Below are 15,769 nucleotides of genomic sequence, written 5' to 3'. Positions count from 1 at the left end.
ATGAGTGCAGTTCAGAGTGCGCGCCCTTGATGCGCAGCAGCAGTTCGTCACATTGACCTTGGACGCCCCGGATGAGGCAGGCCTGCGTATGCGGCTGCAACAGCGCGGGCTCACGGGTGTGCAATGGCAGGCCGCCGATGTGCGAGCCCACAGCGCCCGGTTCCCCTTGCTGCTGTTCGCGCAGGAGCTTCACGCCTTGTTGGTCGCAGGGCTTAGCGTCATCGAATCCCTCGATGTCCTTGCGCGAAAGGAACGATCGGTTCCCGTGCAAGCGGTGTTGTTGCGCTTGACTGCGGGCCTGCGGGAAGGCCTGCGGCTGTCGGCTGTGCTGGGACGCGAACCGCAACTGTTTCCGCCGCTGTTCGTCGGTATTTTGCAGGCGGCCGAGGGCAGCAGCGATTTGCCGCGAGCGCTGGCCCGCTATGTGGACTACGAAACACGGCTCAGCAGCGTGCGACAGAAGATCGTGGCAGCAACCATTTATCCGGCCATCCTGATGGCGGTCGGTGGATTGGTGGCGGCCTTCCTGTTGGGCCACGTTGTGCCCAAGTTCGCCTTGGTCTATCAAAGCAGTGGGCGCGCGCTGCCCTGGGCTTCGCAGTTGCTGCTCGATTGGGGCAAATTCGCGAGTGCGCACGCGGGGCCGCTGCTGGCGTGTGTCGGCCTGTCGGTCGGGGCCATGCTCTGGTGGGGACGACGCCAGCTTCGTGAAGGGGCCTGGTGGCGCCTGCTGGCCGTCATCCCGGGGACGCAGTCTCGCCTTGAGCTGCTTGAGCTGTCCCGGCTTTATCTGACTTTGGGCATATTGCTGGAGGGCGGGTTGCCGATCGGGCAAGCGCTGGATCTGGCGTCGGCGGTGCTGACGCAATCACGGCGAGGCGTCATGGTTGAAGTGTCCCGCCGCATATCGCAGGGTGAGCCGCTGTCTGAAGCGTTTTCTGCGGCCGGACTCAGCACCTCGGTGTCTGAGGGCTTGTTGAAGGTGGGTGAGCGCTCGGGCCAGCTGGGTTTGATGCTGGTTCGAACGGCTGAGTTCTATGAAGGGGAGACCACTCGCTGGATCGAGCGCTTCACCAAGGCGTTTGAGCCCATTTTGATGGCCGTTATCGGCCTTGTTGTCGGCATGATCGTGCTGCTTTTGTATATGCCCATCTTTGATCTTGCGGGGAGCCTGAGGTGATCGCTCCAGAGACCCTGGAAGCAAGCACTTCCCCAATTGCGCTGTCTGCTGATTTGTTGGCGCAGGCTCGCGTGAGTCGCTCGCCCGTGACAGTGTTGGCACAAGCGTTGTCGCTGCCCGAGCGCGACGCCGCGCAGGCTTTGGCGGTTGCATTCGGCATGGACTGCTGGGAAACCGCCCAGATGCTTGAATGCACCGCCTTGTTCGAGAACCTGAGCCTGACGCGCGGGCAGCAACTGGGCGCGATACTGCTGGCTGCACCCGTCGATGCGGTGGGCGTGATCAGCAATCCCTTCGACGCGGATCTGCAGACACAGCTCGATAATCTGACTCAAACGCCCGTGCGTTTCGTGCTGGCAACGGCGGCAGACATTCATGCCTGGTTCAGCCAACAAGAGGCGCAGTCCCGTGCGGTTGATGGCTTGGCGGCTCATGCCGGCAGCCTTATGGCCGACCAAGAGTCCGGCTTAGAGGTGCTGTCGTTTGCTGCGCTCTCAGAGGCGGGCAGCCATACGGTGCGCATCGTCAATTCGACGCTGTATGACGCTTTGCGCGCGGGCGCAAGCGACGTGCATTTCGAAAGCACCGCGCAGGGGCTGGCGGTCAAGTACCGCATCGATGGGGTGCTGGATGCCATCACGCAGGTGGACAGTGTGGCGGTCGCCGAGCAGGTGATGTCCCGGCTCAAGGTGCTGGCGGAGCTAGATATTGCGGAGCGACGGGTGCCGCAGGACGGCAGCTTCCGCGTCTCGGCGCAAGGCCGGGAGATCGATCTGCGTGTTTCCATCATGCCCAGCATCCACGGCGAGGACGCGGTCATCCGCATTTTGGACAAGCAAGCCTTGCTGGCGGCGCATGGGAGCCTCAGCCTCGATGCCCTGGGTTTTGATGCGTACTCATTGAGTATCTTGCGCGACCTGATGGAGGCACCCTACGGAATGCTCTTGGTCACAGGTCCTACAGGCTCTGGCAAAACCACAACTCTTTACGGCGTGCTGTCCGAGACTCATACGGGACGAGACAAGATCATCACTATTGAAGACCCCGTTGAGTACCAACTGCCGGGCGTGCTGCAGATACCGGTCAACGAGCGCAAGGGCCTGAGTTTTGCGCGGGGGCTGCGCTCCATCCTTCGACATGATCCCGACAAGATCATGATCGGAGAGATACGCGACAGTGAAACCGCCGAGATTGCGGTGCAGTCGGCCCTGACCGGCCACTTGGTGCTGACGACCGTGCACGCCAACAATGTCTTTGATGTGTTTGGGCGCTTCCTGCATATGGGGCTTGACCCCTATGCGCTGGTGTCCGCCCTCAACGGCATTTGGGCACAACGCCTGCTGCGCCTGAACTGTCCACATTGCAGCGTCCCCTACGGTCCGAGTGAAGCCGAGCTGCTGAAGACTGGAGTTAAACCGCAGGACAGGACGCTCTACCAGTTCATGCAGGGTCGTGGTTGCGGAGACTGCCGCGGCACCGGCTTCAAGGGCAGGCGTGCAATCGCCGAAATTCTTCGACTCGATGATGAGTTGCGCGAACTGATTGTTGAACGTCACCCGATACGTCGCTTGAAGGAGCTCGCGCGAGCCAAGGGTACTCGCAGCCTGACGGATGCCGCACTCATGGTGGCGATGACAGGACAAACCACGCTTGAGGAGGTGCGCCGTGTCACGGTGGCTGCGTAAACCTGTTTATCTGGGGCTGGGGTCTACCAGTTTGGCGCTGTCCACCACGGACGGCGAGCAATTGTCATTGCAGTTGCCTTGGTTGCCTGAAATTAAGGCCAGGGGCGACGGCCAAATGCGGCTTGTCGCTGCCCTGACCGATGTGCTCGGCCGCCGACCAGGTGGGGCAGGGCGACCGCTGCGACTCGTGCTGGCCGACAGCCATGTTCGATACTGGTCGCAGACCGTACCTGTCGGCACCCGCTCACTTGCGGAGTTGCGAGCGGTCGCCATGGGGCGTTGCGTCCAGCTCTTCGGTGGTAGTGCGTTGGATTGGCGCCTCACAGGTGACTGGCACATGCAGGGGAGGCTGCTCTGCATGGCGTTTCCTGCCTGGATCGCTCGAGCGTTTGAGTCGGTGGGGAAGGGGTGGATTGATAGCGTGCTGGGACAGCAGCTGCACTCGGTCAAGACCGAAAGGTGCAAAGATGGATGGGTGTGCTTTGGGGGCTTGTCATCCGGAACAGTGGCGGCATTGCAGGCAGGGCGGGTGATCTCTGTGCGCGGCTTTGCACTTGATGCAGATCGACCGAAACGTGTCGAGCGGATCGCCTTGGAGCTTCAGCGTGCAAGCCTGCGAGAGGGCCTCGCTATTGGCGCAGAGGTTTCTTGGTTCGATGCGCTCAGCTCCTCGCCAGAAAGCATCGAGCTTGGCGAAGTCGTATTTGAGCGTCGCCCTCTTCTTTCTGGTCGGGCAGCAGCGAGTTGTGAGGCGGGGCTGGCTGCTCAGTTGGCGATGCCGGTGCCAGGGAAAGGCGGTGCCGCATGAGCTCGAGCCCATGGTCGGTGCAAGCAAGCTTTGCATCAAGCCTGTTCGGTCACGCGAGTAAGCGGTCGGCCAACCTGGCGGCGTTGATGGTTTTGATCGTCTGTGTTGCTTCGGCCGTGTTCACTGTTTGGCAGCACGAGAGTGCCAGTACCGAGCGCGCGAGCCGGCGTCAGGCTTTGCACCAAAACCAGGCTCGACTCGAGCAGCGAGTGAAGCCGGTCGCGAAGGCGCCTGTGCTGCTCAGCTCAGACGAAGTCGCTGCGCACAATCAGGCGGTCCAGTACTTGAACATCCCATGGTCACTGGTGCTGGATACGTTCGAGCGGCAAACACCCGGCGATGTCGGCTTGACGTTGCTGGAGCCTGACGGAAAGAAAGCATCGGTGCGTATCCAGGCCGAGGCCAAGCGGATTGACGCCTTGCTGGCGTACAGCAACGAGCTCGCCACTGATAGAGCCATCGAGGAAATGCGTTTGCTGCAGCATGAAACCAATGATCAAGACAGCAATCTGCCAGCCCGCTTGAGCTTCGATTTGCGCTTTGCGCCAGATGTATGGGCTGGGCGGCAATGACGAAGTTTGAAGAACAGCCCATGGGCAGGGCGCTTGCGGCCGTACGGCCACTGATTTACGGGCTCAGGCTGCGCGTCGAGGTGCTGGTATGGCGTCACGGCTGGATCTGGCCTTTGGCGACGTTGTCCGTCGTGACCGCAGTGGCAACCGCGTGCTGGGTCGATTTCGATGGCAGACGGTCCGAGGCGCTGTTGCAGGCAGAGGAGCGCAGGGTCGAGCAGTTGGTTGCCAGCAAGGACAGCGAGAGTCGACTGGAGCAGAGTTTGAACGCCGACGACGCGGCTCGCGAAGCGCCACTGTTGTCACGACACGATCGTCTACGGGCGGTGCTGCGTCAGCCCGATGAGGTCACGACAGAGTTGCGGCAGCTCTATGAGTTTGCTGAGAGCGTGCAACTGGTGGTTCAGCAGGCTGACTTCCAGCAAAGCGCAAGCAGCGGTGGTATTGGGCGACTGCAAGTCAGCCTGCCGATCAAGGGGTCTTATGTGCAGATGCGCGGATTCATAGAGTTGCTCCTGCGCAGCTTACCCAATGCGTCGGTAGACCGGTTGGTGCTCAAGCGCAATCAGGTCGGCCAAGCTCAGTTGGAGGCCAGCCTGCATCTGTCCTTGTGGCTCCGCGACAAGGCGGCGCGCTCAATCGAGCGCTACAAGACGGAACCAGCGCAATGACGGCGTCGCGGAGTACATGGCGCTGGTGGGTGCTCGGTCCCTTGCTCGCGGGCGCTGCATGGTTGGCTGTCTTTGGCGACAAGACCCCGACGGGTGATGCAGGCAAGCTGGCTCGGCCGATCCAACGAGTACCTGGCCCGACAACCCCGTCGGCCAGCGCGAGCGCCAGTAGCCCGGGTCTGTCACAGGAGTTGCTCGAACTTCGTCCTCGGGAGGAACTGATTACCGCTGCTGGTTCGCAGACTGGCGATTTGTTTCGCACCCACAACTGGACGCCACCGCCGCCGCCGCCCGGGCCAGTTGTCGTACCGCCCCCTACCGCGCCTCCCCTGCCTTACACCTATGCCGGAAAGAAGCAAGAGCAAGGCTACTGGGAGGTGTATCTGCTGCGGGGCGACACAGCGTTACTTGTGCGCGAAGGTTCGACCCTAGAAAACGCGTACGCCGTCGTGGCCATTCGGCCGCCGGTGATGACGCTGAAGTACCTGCCGCTGGGGCAGCAACAAACCTTGGCAATCGGAGAGGCTGAGTGATTCATTTTGTGAGTGAGGCCGGCGATCGTCATCGTCGTCGTCTGCTGCTGGGGGCACTGCTGGGATGCATGCTGTTGCTGGGCGGCTGTGCCGCGCAGATGGCGTACCGGGACGGTCGTGATCTTGTTGCCCAAGGTAAGGTGGTCGAGGGTATCGGGCGCTTAGAAGAGGCCAGCCGGCTTGAACCAGGTTCTGCCGAGTACCGATTGGCCTATATGCAAGCGCGGGAACAGTATGGCTTGCGCCTAACGACTCAGGCCGACTTGGCCTTGTCTGAGGGACGTTACGATGACGCTGTGCTCGGCTATCGAGAAGCGCAGGGTCTACGACTGAACCCCGAGCGTGCGGCTGCAGGCTTGCGCAAGATCGAGCAGATGCGCCGGCGCGATGCAGACATCAAGGAAGCCGAAGCGGCTGTGAGTCGCAAGGACTGGGACTCCGCAAGAGCCAAGCTCAGTGCCGTACGAGCAGAGGATCCGTCCAACGTCAGCGCAGCAAACTTGCTGCGATCGATCGATGATCAATTGAGTAAGGCCAAGCCTGAACCAGCCTTGGCTGCCGCCTATAAGCGCCCCATCAATATCGAGTTCAGGGATGTGCCGCTTCGAACGATCTTCGAGGTGATCTCTCGATCATCGAGGCTGAACTTCCTGTTTGACAAGGAAGTCAAAACCGATCACCGCACATCCATCTACCTGCGCAACAGCACCGTCGAAGCGGCAGTCAATTGGCTGCTCCTGACAAACCAGCTGGAGCAGCGCGTTCTTGACGGCAGCACTGTGCTGATCTATCCGGCAACACAGGCGAAGCAGCGGGAGTATCAACCGCTGATCGTTAAGAGCTTCTTCCTGACGAACGCTGATGCGAAGAACGTGGCCAACACGCTCAAGACGCTTCTGAAGCTCAAAGATGTGGTTGTGGACGAGCGTCTGAACCTCGTGATTGTTCGCGACAGTCTTGAGGCTGGTCGTATGGCTGAGAAGCTGGTGGCGTTGCACGACGCAGCTGAGCCCGAAGTGATGTTGGAAGTTGAGGTGCTGGAGGTCAAGCGCGGCAAGTTGCTGGATCTTGGGGTTCGGTGGCCAGATCAAGCCACGCTGGCATTGCTGCCGGCGAGTGCGGGCCGAGCCCTGACGCTCGAGGACTTCCGCCAAGTTACTCGCAGCGACGTCGGCGTGACTGTGGGCGCCACCACAGTGACGGCCAAGAAGCAGGACTCGGACACCAACATCCTTGCCAACCCACGCATTCGTGCTCGCAATCGCGAGAAGGCACGCATTCTGATTGGCGAGCGAGTCCCCAACATCACGACGACGTCGACGGCAGTGGGATTTGTGGCCGAGTCAGTGAACTATGTCGATGTCGGCATCAAGCTTGAGGTCGAGCCCACGATTTATCTTGATGGCGAAGTCGCAATCAAGGTGGCGCTGGAGGTGAGCAACATCATCAGTCAACAGCAGACCAAGTCGGGATCCCTGGCCTATCAGCTCGGCACTCGTTCTGCGCAGACGGTGTTGCGCTTGAAGGATGGTGAGAACCAAGTGCTGGCTGGGCTGATCAACAACGAGGATCGGCGTAGTGCGAACAAGGTGCCGCTGCTTGGCGAAGTTCCGATCCTCGGGCGCTTGTTTGGCAATCAATCCGAGGATGCTAGTAAGACGGAAATTGTCCTGTCCATCACGCCACGGATTTTGCGTAATGTCACTCGCCCTGAAGCAAAGGCGATGGAGTTTGATGCGGGCACTGAGGCCAGTCTGCGGGCTTGGCCGGCGGATGCTGGGCAGGCGCAGTTGGCGGGTGCCCCATCGTCACCGACCGCGCAAGCTCCAGCGACATCTTCGGGTGCGATGCCGGGAACTTCATCTCCTCCATCAGGGGTACAGCAACCAGACACAACCCTTGGCGCTCCAGAAGTCCAGGCACTGCCAAATGCCCTGCCTGCTCCCATGAGCATGGCTGTGACCAGCAACGCAGGGACTGTGACTGGGCTCAGTGTGATGCGCTGGGAAGGCCCAACGCGCGTGGCGCCGAATGAGGCCTTCTCCGTTCAGCTGTCGCTGCAAAGCGAGCAGCAGATATCCAATCTTCCCGTGATCGTCGGTTTTGACCCTGCGCTGGTCCAGTTCGTCTCCGCTACCGAAGGCGGATTCATGAAAGCTGGCGCAGCGCCAACGCGCTTCACTTCCAGGCTCCTCGGACCAGGTCAGCTGTCAATCACTTCGACTGCGACAGGAGCCGTGGGCGGCGCAGGTCCGGGTGTATTGGCAACGTTCAGCTTCAAGGCGCTGTCCGCGACCGCTTCCAGCACCCATATCAGGGTACTCAGCGCCTCGGGAACAGGGCCATCGGGCCAGGCTGTGAGCCTGCCTCTTCCCGCGCCATTGACCTTGAACATCGCCAAATGAACTGCGCCGAAGCGAATCGCATGCCTGGCGTGCGCAATGGATTCACGCTGATCGAGCTGATGGTAACTCTGGCAATTACCGCTTTGCTAGGAACCATCGTTGTGCCGTTGGCGCAGGTACATGTGCAACGACAGAAAGAGCTGGAACTAAGGCGGGCACTCTGGGAAATTCGTGATGCTATTGATGCCTACAAGCGCGTGGCGGATCAGGGGGGGATAAGGATTCGTGCTGGGCAGTCGGGGTATCCGCCCTCCCTGAGCATGCTCGTTGAAGGTGTGGAGGATCAGCGGGATCCAAAACGAAAAAAGATCTTCTTTCTGCGTCGGCTTCCCCGAGATCCGTTCGCTACGGATATTGAGATAGGTGATGAAGAGGCATGGGGGAAACGATCCTATGCAAGCGAGGCCGCCGCGCCGCAAGAAGGAGAGGATATCTATGACGTCTACAGCAAATCCGAGGCAATTGGATTGAATTCCGTTCCAATTCGGAAGTGGTGATGGATATGCACAAGAAGGGATTGAGGCTGGGATTCACACTAATTGAATTGCTCGTGGTCTTGGCAATTCTGGCAGTGATGATGACCCTTGCTGTGCCTCGATATTACAGTCAGCTTGATGCCTCGAAGGAGGTGGTCCTTCGGGAGAACTTGCGTGCTGTTCGAGAAACAATTGATCGCTTCTATGGGGACCGAGGAAGATACCCCGAGAATCTTGAAGAATTGGTTGAGTTGAAGTATCTGGCAGCAAAGCCTTTTGATCCCATCACCGAATCATCGTCGTCGTGGGTCACCGAAGCGGTGCCGGCGGGATATAAAGGAAGTTTGTACAACATAAGAAGCGGATCCAGTGCGCTTGATAAACAGGGGCGGCCGTATGCAAGTTGGTAGGTGCCAGGGTGGCTTTGGCTATATCTTCTTGTTGATACTGACTGCCATCTTCGGCTCGGCCAGTATTTGGTCGGTCCAGGTCGCCGAGAGTATGCAAAGACAGCATGCAGAAAAAGAGCTTTTGAGGATTGGTGATGAGTTTTCAAAGGCCTTACAATCATACCGATCGGCTTCAGTGATCGGCAGCTCAGGCGGACCAGCGGCCTTGACGGACCTTCTGATTGATCCTCGCTTTCCTTTCAAAAAACGGCATATTAGAAAGATCTTCTCTGATCCGATGACGGGGGGCGATGATTGGGGATTAGTACTTTCATCTGATCAGAAGATTATCGGAATATTTAGCAAATCAAATGAAAAGCCGATCATGCAACTGCAGCTACCCGGAAAAGATGATGGCCATGCGACAAGCTATGCGCACTGGGTTTTCGGGGCAACTGATGCTTGGTATGCGGAGCAGGGGCTCAGTAAACCTTGTCGCTGTAATTAATCGAGGCCGAAGGCTGCTGGTCCAGTAGGACTTTCATCAAGAGGTCGGCCATGAAAAGAAGTAAGTGCTAATCAATCGCATTGCGGCGATCCGCATATCATCGTCTTGCCCTTTAGTATGTGGCGTGGCAATTCTCTTTGGTTGCTTTCATGGGCTTCTGGTCGAAATTTGGTGCGCAATTTAAATCTAAAAGTCAAGTTTTCAAAAAAATTTGAAATGGTCGGGTAAGGCCGTGTTGGCCTGTTAACAGTTCATTGACGAAGAGTCGCCCTATGAAGAAATCTGAAAAACCAAAGGCTCGCTGCCTCACATTGTTTGTTGCAGCCATGGTCATTGCTCCTTTGTCTTTCGCCGGATCCCAGCTAGGGAGAATCACAAGCCTCGTCTTTCGCGCCTCGGATGGCTTGGTGTACTTCTATTTGGAGGGGAGTCCCAGCGCCAGGCCAGCATGCGCCCAGAGTCAGGTTTATTGGGTGATTCGCGACGAGAAGTCAGAGGCAGGCAAGCGGCAGATTGCCATGTTGCTCACTGCGCGAGCTCTGAACGCGCCCATTCATGTGAATGGGACCAATGCCTGTGAACGATGGAGTGATGGTGAAAGCGTGGATTCCATCAATTGGCTGACTCCCTAAGCGCACGCAATCTTCCTAATGAGAAGGCCTTATGTTTGACCGCAATAGTCTGAACGCCATGCGTTTTTTGAATGCCCAATCACTTCTTGTTTGCTGTCTTTTGATCGGTGGAGTGAAAACGCACGCCGCTGGTTATAGCGAGCCCGCAGTGCCCACCAGAATTGACATTGTCCGTTCCGAGGGTTTCATGCTTTTTGGTGCCTTTGGAAATCCAAGTGGATGCGTCGGATAAAACCAGTTGTTTATTAAATCAGACCATCCACAGTACAAGCACCTGCTTGCGCTAGCCATGATGGCCTTTAACACCAAGCAGAGAATTGTGGCTTATGTTCACGGCTGCGAGCCTGTGGTTTGGTACAGCGTTGCAAGCCATACCTATAACACTGTGATCGCCGCCAGTAGTTTGGCAATTCAGGACCCTTAACTGCTACATGAGAGACGCTATGCGGAATGATCGTTCAGTCTTATCGAAGGCAAATGCAACTGAGCCTAAATTAAATGTCGAGCGCAAATGGAATGTTCAATTCGTTGCGGGCTTGTTGTTTTTTGCTGGCCTGGCTAATGCGACGGGCCCAGGTTGGGTAGAGAACGTCGTCGTTGAGAAGATCGCCAACACGGCAGACGGTGGTGTCAATGTCTATGTCAAGCCGAGACTTGAGGGCTGTGTATCTAATTCCGGCTATGGGCAATACTATGCGTCGGTCTACCCCAATCACCCTGGGTTAAAAAATATAAAACTAGATCTAACCATTTCTTTGCTTACCCGTACACCCATCTCGATCTATTTCAATGACAGCACCTGCCGAGTGCAGGAAACAATCCTGGGTGGGTCGCATTGAATGGTTGCTCACTTATGAGTGCCCTGTACATAACGTCGCGCCGAGTACTAGCCACTGATTCGCATCTTGATTCGCTTGTTTATGGGAAAATTGGCTGGCTGAAGTGTGTGTATGTTGTTTAGTCTTTTTTGATGATGGAATTCGAGCCAAATGAAAGCCGCTAAGCCAAAGATGAACCGCTGGATCACCCTGACTGTGGCGCTGTTGACCGCCAGCACGGGTGCCCAAGCCGAACTCTATTGCGAAGGCAAAGTCCAGCGAGTGCTGATTTACGGCAATGGTGAATTGATGATCCTGACGGACTACGCCGGTAACTGGACGACGATCTGCAATGTAGAAGCCCCGCGCGCGGGCGTCAGCACCAACACCTGCAAAAGCTGGCAAGCCAGTTTGAATATCGCCCTGGCCGCCGATAAGACGGTCACCATTTACTACGGCGATGCTGCGCTCAAGTCCTGCGGCACCCTGCCCACCTACGGCGCTGCGCCAGCGCCGGGGTATGTGTCGGTCGTCAAGTAAACAGGTGGAAATCAATTGAAAAGGGGAGGGGTCTCGCCCTGGACACAGTGAAACTGCACTCGCCGGTTCGAACCGGGGCAATGATGAAAGTGATCCGCGCTTGGGCTTGCGTCATGTCGGCGCTCCTCGTGTCAATCCCTGCAGCGCAGGCGGGCAGCATCGCTGCAGCCCAGGTGACGAACATCCGGGTGGACCGCGATGGCCGGGCGATGGTGATGTTCGACAAGCCCGTGTCCAACAGCCCCTCTTGCATCAATGCGGCGGCTTACCCCAATGCCCTTGCCATTGACACCAACACCGCCGGCGGCAAAGCCGCACTCGCCCTCGCCATGCATGTCAAAGCCAGCGGCAAACGCCTCTGGGTGTATGGCACGGGTGCTTGTGCGATTTTTGGCGGTGCCCATGTTGAGGATTGGGATTACGGCGTGAGTGATTAATCAGCCGATTTAGCACTTAACGCGCAGTATTTGGAGAAGGTGATGCTGAAAGGAAAGCTTCCGGTCAAGTCCTTGTTGGGTTGCTTTGCCGGTGCACTGATGTGCACAACCCTTCCTGCATCTGCGGTTGTGGATTGCGCGGGAGAAGTCAGCAGTCTCAGCTTGCAACTCAACAACGTGGGCACGGTGACGCTGAGTTTGGCCGGAGGGCCCGCATACACCTATTTGTGCGATATCGACGGGCCTGGCAGGAATGGCGTTTCACCGCAGGTGTGCCGAACGATGTATGCCACCCTGCTCACAGCCAAGGCAACAAACAAAAAAGTCACCATCCGGTTTTACGACCACAACGCGTGTTCGGCCGTGCCGGCCTGGGCCAATTCTGGCGCGCTGGGTTGGACGGTTTTGTTGACCGAGTCATGAACAAGTACACCTGGAGAAAGTAGTGATGGTTTCGCCTTTTTTTCGTCTCTGCCTCAGCGCATTAAGTATTGCCCTTTTGTGCTCGGGCTTTGTGCCCGCCGCCACCGCGGCGGTTGCCGGTCATGCCCGGCAAATCACCGTGACGGGCTATTTTGTCTATCCCGAGTACGGCGGTGGCGATGTCTCGGTCACCGTGTCGGAACCGGTCGCAACGGGCTGCGAAGCGGGTTTTTGGCTGCGCCCCAGCGACCCCGGCTTCAAAGCCGCCATGGCCACCATCATGATGGCGTATATCAACAAGTCACCGGTCAGGGTTTGGGTGCTGGACGATCAAATCTGGCAAGGCTCGGGCGCGAAGTTCTGCAAGCTCTACACCCTCAATCCGGTTTGAGACGAGTCGTTAAGAGGATTTGTGCGATGGGCTTCAGGAACGCGGGTGTATGTTTATCGTTCTTAGGCGCTTTACTTTTCCCGTGCGTGGCATCGGCTGCCGTTGACTGTGTTGGTACCGTACATGCAGTATACAAATGGTATAACTTTGAGCGCCTTTCCATGCAGCTCAAACTCTTCGATGGCCGAATCACCCGCTGGATTGCTTTGCCCACTCGTTCAGATGAAGCTATGGCATTGGCTGCAATCAACAGCAGCAAGGCTGTGCATGTCCATTGGGCGCAAGCAGATGTGACGCAGTGTATTGATGGCTGGGAACATAACCGCCCGCTTGTTGGGTACTTTGTACTAACAACCAATTCCGGTCCTGGTTATTCCATGAATTGAAATGAAATCTACGGGAGATGAAAGCGATGGCCTTGCTCCGAAAATTGTTGGCGCTTGTGGTGTGTCTGGCATCGGCGCACAGTGCCTTTGCCATTGACTGCCCCGCAGCCAAAGTGTTGAGTGTGCAGGTGGAAAATAACGCAATAGTCATTCTTTTGGAGGGGCAGAACTGGCATTTGCTGGGTTTCAACGAGCATGTCGCCACCAAGATGAAACTGGCAACGGTGCTTGCCGCTCAGAGCTCAGGCAAGCGCGTGATGTTGCGTTACCCAGATGGCTACAACTGCACCGCGTATGAATTGGACACGCCGACCATGGCGGTCAGAACGGTCGACTAAGGTGGATTCAGGGCGAATTTGATTCCGATTTGAAGGGGCGGATATGCACGTGATGAATTCGACGCTGCAAAGAAGCGAGGCAAGGCGCTCGCGCCCGTATGCGCAGCGCTTGTTGGTGGCTGCAGCGGCGCTCTTGACCGCAGCTTCCAGCCAGGCCAACTACACCTGCGCTGGCCGCGTTCGGGGTGTTGCCATGGATGTGGTGACCGGTGACGTCCTTGCGGAAAGCCTCGGGCCTCTTGTTTGGCCTCGGCTCTGCAGTGTCAACACCACGGTCGGTGGGATCAGCCCCGAAACATGCAAGCGAACTCATGCCACCTTGATGTTGGCCCAGCAAACGCAGAAAAGCGTCACGATCTGGATCAACGACACGACTGGAATCAGCGAATGCAAGCCTCTCCCCGCATGGCAGTGGGTGACGGGTTTTTACTTTCTTCGGGTCGATGAGTAATCGATCTGGTTCAAATGAATCCTCGCCCGGGCGGCTCAAAGCGGCCGGTAAAAAACTCGGCGCTGATTGTTTAATCACTTCGCGCTGGCATTCGAATACGAGAGAAGGAACTTAAACATCATGAAAATGACATCATTCCGCGTTATTTTGGCCGTTATTTTGACGGTGCCTGCCTTAGGTGCACAAGCTAGTGGCTGGACAGAGCCCGTCACAATTGCCAGCGCCTTTGTGGAAGATTCAGACTATTTGATCGTCTATACCAAAGAGTCTCGTCAATATGCAGCAAATTGCGACGGGAAATCTTGGCATATTTACGCCGCCAATGACGCAAGAAGGTCTCGGATCTGGGCGACGGTTCTGACCGCCGCAGCGACCGGCAAGAAGATTCAGTTTTGGTACACCGACAATTGCGGAGTCTGGGGTTATCAAAGTGCGACCGCTGTGAAAATTGTGGCCGAGTGAAAATTATCAATTAAGCCCTGTTTGGGGTGATGCATATTGGATAGAAAAATGAAGTTCATTGCGCGCCCAAAGCTGCAGATTGCGGCAGCAGCGAGTCGCATCGCCAAGTCGATTCGGGGCTTGGCCTTGATGGTCCTTACGCTGTCTTTTGCAGGCTCGGTCTGGGCTGACTCCCGAGGTTCTCTGACAGTGCTACGCGTGTTCTCAGAAGGTGCGACCAGCGCTGGTTTCTATCCGAATGAGAATATTCAAGATGTCTGCAAGTGGAACCTGATGTACATCGACATGAGTACGCCGTCAGGCCGCGGCATGTTCGCCTTGCTGATGCAGGCCAAGGCGCAAAGCCTGAGCTTGGTGAGGGTGGATTTCGTCCGAAACAGTGACACCACATGCACTTTGACCGGTTTGCACATTCAATAGTGGGTCTTGGTGCAATTCATGAGGCGCCCCTTTGAGTGCCAAAGCCCCAGATAGGTTTTAGCCTCGAGTTTAAAAGTTTTCGAATAAGGTCGAGTCAATCCATGAGACAGATCATTAAGCAGTTTGCTCGTTTGGCGTTGTTTTCGGCAATGGCTTTCACTGCCTTCGCTTGCAGCGCGAATAGCCCCAATTTGTCGCAGAACTTATTGGCTGTTGCGATCCATGACTCCGGTCACTTGATTCTGACACTTGAGGGCAGAGCCAATACGGAAGGGTGTGCGACGCCTGGCCTCGAAAACATGGTGCTGATTCGCAAAGACCACCCAAATTTCAAGCTCTTTTACACCATGGCGCTGACTGCAGCGTTGACCGGTAGACAGGTTAACGGCTGGGTCAATGGGTGCACCGATGTGTGGGAGAACGGAAACACAAAAATTGTGAACGGAACCACGCTCGAGATTCGCAAATGAGCTGTGCGGCACGCTCCAATTTGCTTTCCATGGAGGTTTGAAATGAAGCGACAATTTGTCCGGCAATGTATTGCGCTGGCAGCGGGCTTGAGTCTGCTCGTTCCGGCGGTCCGGGCAGCGGATACTTATCAGCATGGAACCATCTCTGACACCACCAGCACGTCAGCAGGCTTGATGATCCGAATTGACAGTGGCCCGCCAGGCAACTGTGCATCAAGTCCGTATGGTTGGATGTTGATCAAGTCCGAGCACAAGGCCATGCTCGCGCTCACGCTGTTGATGCTTTCCACAGGAAAGAAGGGCTTCGTGGTCTACACAGCAGGCATCGGAAGCAGTGGCTACTGTGAGGTTTCGCAGATGGACCCCCACGAAGTCTGATGCGTCAGCGGGATTGAATCGACCCCGGGGCTAGAAGTGCGTGTGCCCCGATTCGGTGGCGGCCAAGCAAGCAATCGCTTGTGTCTGTTTACGGTAGGGCGCGTGAGTAGGCCCCCGGCGGATGCCATCGTCAGTAGGCTGCATTTCACGGCGATGAGTCAGATCGCCGCAAATGACTGCTACGACCTTCAGACACGCCGCTCCGCCAAGTCGGCGCCGAACCAGTCGATGACGGGTGATCGCCTGCAAGTGTGAGTTCGACTGCAGCGGGCGAGAGACCGGGCACGCTGCAGTGGCGACCGTAAACCCGGGAGTTGAACTGAATGGTCTCAATGCCGCCTTCTAAGCGCGGCATCTGAGAGGCTGCAACCGCTGCCTAGCGGTAGTTGCTGCACG

The 15,769-nt window shown here is 57.1% G+C and carries 23 protein-coding genes; all 23 read left to right on the top strand.

Annotation, left to right across the window (positions count from 1 at the left end; translation table 11 throughout):
* Positions 1–16: 16 nt before the first annotated feature.
* The 23 genes from AC1Q6P_RS11510 (at position 17) to AC1Q6P_RS11400 (ending at position 15,373) form a co-directional block, all read left to right on the top strand.
* Positions 17–1,180: a type II secretion system F family protein gene (locus AC1Q6P_RS11510; protein WP_492664821.1), complete on the top strand. Its 1,164-nt coding sequence runs from the start codon at positions 17–19 to the stop codon at positions 1,178–1,180.
* A complete protein-coding gene (locus tag AC1Q6P_RS11505; RefSeq protein WP_492664822.1) occupies positions 1,177–2,865 on the top strand; it encodes a GspE/PulE family protein in 1,689 nt (562 codons plus the stop codon). The genes AC1Q6P_RS11510 and AC1Q6P_RS11505 overlap by 4 nt, the downstream gene beginning before the upstream one ends.
* The gene (locus AC1Q6P_RS11500; protein ID WP_492664823.1) at positions 2,846–3,673 is read left to right on the top strand and encodes a hypothetical protein; all 828 of its coding nucleotides are present in this window, start codon (positions 2,846–2,848) and stop codon (positions 3,671–3,673) included. Before AC1Q6P_RS11505 ends, AC1Q6P_RS11500 begins: the two co-directional genes overlap by 20 nt.
* Positions 3,670–4,245 (top strand): hypothetical protein, encoded by a 576-nt coding sequence (locus AC1Q6P_RS11495; RefSeq protein WP_492664824.1) that lies wholly within the window; start codon positions 3,670–3,672, stop codon positions 4,243–4,245. Before AC1Q6P_RS11500 ends, AC1Q6P_RS11495 begins: the two co-directional genes overlap by 4 nt.
* Complete coding sequence (locus AC1Q6P_RS11490; protein WP_492664825.1) at positions 4,242–4,916, top strand: hypothetical protein; 675 nt, start codon at positions 4,242–4,244, stop codon at positions 4,914–4,916. Before AC1Q6P_RS11495 ends, AC1Q6P_RS11490 begins: the two co-directional genes overlap by 4 nt.
* Complete coding sequence (locus AC1Q6P_RS11485) at positions 4,913–5,449, top strand: hypothetical protein (RefSeq protein WP_492703185.1); 537 nt, start codon at positions 4,913–4,915, stop codon at positions 5,447–5,449. The genes AC1Q6P_RS11490 and AC1Q6P_RS11485 overlap by 4 nt, the downstream gene beginning before the upstream one ends.
* Complete coding sequence (locus AC1Q6P_RS11480; protein ID WP_492664827.1) at positions 5,446–7,854, top strand: secretin GspD/PilQ domain-containing protein; 2,409 nt, start codon at positions 5,446–5,448, stop codon at positions 7,852–7,854. Before AC1Q6P_RS11485 ends, AC1Q6P_RS11480 begins: the two co-directional genes overlap by 4 nt.
* Positions 7,851–8,351, top strand: coding sequence for a type II secretion system protein (locus tag AC1Q6P_RS11475; protein ID WP_492664828.1), 501 nt, complete (start codon positions 7,851–7,853; stop codon positions 8,349–8,351). Before AC1Q6P_RS11480 ends, AC1Q6P_RS11475 begins: the two co-directional genes overlap by 4 nt.
* Positions 8,351–8,740 carry a type II secretion system protein gene (locus tag AC1Q6P_RS11470; protein WP_492664829.1) on the top strand — a complete coding sequence of 130 codons (390 nt, stop codon included), beginning with the start codon at positions 8,351–8,353 and terminating at the stop codon, positions 8,738–8,740. Before AC1Q6P_RS11475 ends, AC1Q6P_RS11470 begins: the two co-directional genes overlap by 1 nt.
* A gap of 31 nt (positions 8,741–8,771) precedes the next feature.
* On the top strand, positions 8,772–9,227 hold the full coding sequence (locus AC1Q6P_RS11465) for a type II secretion system protein (protein WP_492703183.1): 456 nt from the start codon (positions 8,772–8,774) through the stop codon (positions 9,225–9,227).
* Between the two features lie 272 nt (positions 9,228–9,499).
* A complete protein-coding gene (locus AC1Q6P_RS11460) occupies positions 9,500–9,859 on the top strand; it encodes a hypothetical protein (RefSeq protein WP_492664831.1) in 360 nt (119 codons plus the stop codon).
* Between the two features lie 443 nt (positions 9,860–10,302).
* Positions 10,303–10,698, top strand: coding sequence for a hypothetical protein (locus AC1Q6P_RS11455; RefSeq protein ID WP_492664832.1), 396 nt, complete (start codon positions 10,303–10,305; stop codon positions 10,696–10,698).
* Positions 10,699–10,848: 150 nt separating this feature from the next.
* Positions 10,849–11,217, top strand: coding sequence for a hypothetical protein (locus AC1Q6P_RS11450; RefSeq protein WP_492664833.1), 369 nt, complete (start codon positions 10,849–10,851; stop codon positions 11,215–11,217).
* An 80-nt stretch (positions 11,218–11,297) separates the two neighbouring features.
* Complete coding sequence (locus tag AC1Q6P_RS11445; RefSeq protein WP_492703181.1) at positions 11,298–11,654, top strand: hypothetical protein; 357 nt, start codon at positions 11,298–11,300, stop codon at positions 11,652–11,654.
* 42 nt (positions 11,655–11,696) lie between these two features.
* A complete protein-coding gene (locus tag AC1Q6P_RS11440; protein ID WP_492664835.1) occupies positions 11,697–12,077 on the top strand; it encodes a hypothetical protein in 381 nt (126 codons plus the stop codon).
* Between the two features lie 22 nt (positions 12,078–12,099).
* Positions 12,100–12,468, top strand: coding sequence for a hypothetical protein (locus AC1Q6P_RS11435; protein WP_492664836.1), 369 nt, complete (start codon positions 12,100–12,102; stop codon positions 12,466–12,468).
* Between the two features lie 161 nt (positions 12,469–12,629).
* Positions 12,630–12,854: a hypothetical protein gene (locus AC1Q6P_RS11430; RefSeq protein ID WP_492664837.1), complete on the top strand. Its 225-nt coding sequence runs from the start codon at positions 12,630–12,632 to the stop codon at positions 12,852–12,854.
* Positions 12,855–12,871: 17 nt separating this feature from the next.
* Positions 12,872–13,192 carry a hypothetical protein gene (locus tag AC1Q6P_RS11425; protein WP_492664838.1) on the top strand — a complete coding sequence of 107 codons (321 nt, stop codon included), beginning with the start codon at positions 12,872–12,874 and terminating at the stop codon, positions 13,190–13,192.
* A gap of 52 nt (positions 13,193–13,244) precedes the next feature.
* Entirely contained in the window at positions 13,245–13,643 is a 399-nt protein-coding gene (locus tag AC1Q6P_RS11420; RefSeq protein ID WP_492664839.1) for a hypothetical protein, read from the top strand.
* 120 nt (positions 13,644–13,763) lie between these two features.
* Complete coding sequence (locus AC1Q6P_RS11415; protein ID WP_492664840.1) at positions 13,764–14,105, top strand: hypothetical protein; 342 nt, start codon at positions 13,764–13,766, stop codon at positions 14,103–14,105.
* Positions 14,106–14,153: 48 nt separating this feature from the next.
* Positions 14,154–14,525 carry a hypothetical protein gene (locus AC1Q6P_RS11410; protein ID WP_492664841.1) on the top strand — a complete coding sequence of 124 codons (372 nt, stop codon included), beginning with the start codon at positions 14,154–14,156 and terminating at the stop codon, positions 14,523–14,525.
* A 101-nt stretch (positions 14,526–14,626) separates the two neighbouring features.
* Positions 14,627–14,995 carry a hypothetical protein gene (locus tag AC1Q6P_RS11405; protein WP_492664842.1) on the top strand — a complete coding sequence of 123 codons (369 nt, stop codon included), beginning with the start codon at positions 14,627–14,629 and terminating at the stop codon, positions 14,993–14,995.
* A gap of 42 nt (positions 14,996–15,037) precedes the next feature.
* Positions 15,038–15,373, top strand: coding sequence for a hypothetical protein (locus AC1Q6P_RS11400; RefSeq protein ID WP_492664843.1), 336 nt, complete (start codon positions 15,038–15,040; stop codon positions 15,371–15,373).
* Positions 15,374–15,769: the final 396 nt, after the last annotated feature.

The sequence above is a fragment of the Roseateles sp. GW835-FHT13E02 genome (assembly GCF_058794035.1).
This window is presented reverse-complemented; position numbering and strand designations above follow the sequence as displayed.

Coding starts and splice junctions, on each gene's coding strand:
- AC1Q6P_RS11495 (WP_492664824.1), top strand. CDS start 3,670: ATGAGCTCGAGCCCATGGTCGGTGCAAGCAAGCTTTGCATCAAGCCTG.
- AC1Q6P_RS11490 (WP_492664825.1), top strand. CDS start 4,242: ATGACGAAGTTTGAAGAACAGCCCATGGGCAGGGCGCTTGCGGCCGTA.
- AC1Q6P_RS11485 (WP_492703185.1), top strand. CDS start 4,913: ATGACGGCGTCGCGGAGTACATGGCGCTGGTGGGTGCTCGGTCCCTTG.
- AC1Q6P_RS11475 (WP_492664828.1), top strand. CDS start 7,851: ATGAACTGCGCCGAAGCGAATCGCATGCCTGGCGTGCGCAATGGATTC.
- AC1Q6P_RS11470 (WP_492664829.1), top strand. CDS start 8,351: ATGGATATGCACAAGAAGGGATTGAGGCTGGGATTCACACTAATTGAA.
- AC1Q6P_RS11460 (WP_492664831.1), top strand. CDS start 9,500: ATGAAGAAATCTGAAAAACCAAAGGCTCGCTGCCTCACATTGTTTGTT.
- AC1Q6P_RS11455 (WP_492664832.1), top strand. CDS start 10,303: ATGCGGAATGATCGTTCAGTCTTATCGAAGGCAAATGCAACTGAGCCT.
- AC1Q6P_RS11450 (WP_492664833.1), top strand. CDS start 10,849: ATGAAAGCCGCTAAGCCAAAGATGAACCGCTGGATCACCCTGACTGTG.
- AC1Q6P_RS11445 (WP_492703181.1), top strand. CDS start 11,298: ATGATGAAAGTGATCCGCGCTTGGGCTTGCGTCATGTCGGCGCTCCTC.
- AC1Q6P_RS11440 (WP_492664835.1), top strand. CDS start 11,697: ATGCTGAAAGGAAAGCTTCCGGTCAAGTCCTTGTTGGGTTGCTTTGCC.
- AC1Q6P_RS11430 (WP_492664837.1), top strand. CDS start 12,630: ATGCAGCTCAAACTCTTCGATGGCCGAATCACCCGCTGGATTGCTTTG.
- AC1Q6P_RS11425 (WP_492664838.1), top strand. CDS start 12,872: ATGAAAGCGATGGCCTTGCTCCGAAAATTGTTGGCGCTTGTGGTGTGT.
- AC1Q6P_RS11420 (WP_492664839.1), top strand. CDS start 13,245: ATGAATTCGACGCTGCAAAGAAGCGAGGCAAGGCGCTCGCGCCCGTAT.
- AC1Q6P_RS11415 (WP_492664840.1), top strand. CDS start 13,764: ATGAAAATGACATCATTCCGCGTTATTTTGGCCGTTATTTTGACGGTG.
- AC1Q6P_RS11410 (WP_492664841.1), top strand. CDS start 14,154: ATGAAGTTCATTGCGCGCCCAAAGCTGCAGATTGCGGCAGCAGCGAGT.
- AC1Q6P_RS11405 (WP_492664842.1), top strand. CDS start 14,627: ATGAGACAGATCATTAAGCAGTTTGCTCGTTTGGCGTTGTTTTCGGCA.
- AC1Q6P_RS11400 (WP_492664843.1), top strand. CDS start 15,038: ATGAAGCGACAATTTGTCCGGCAATGTATTGCGCTGGCAGCGGGCTTG.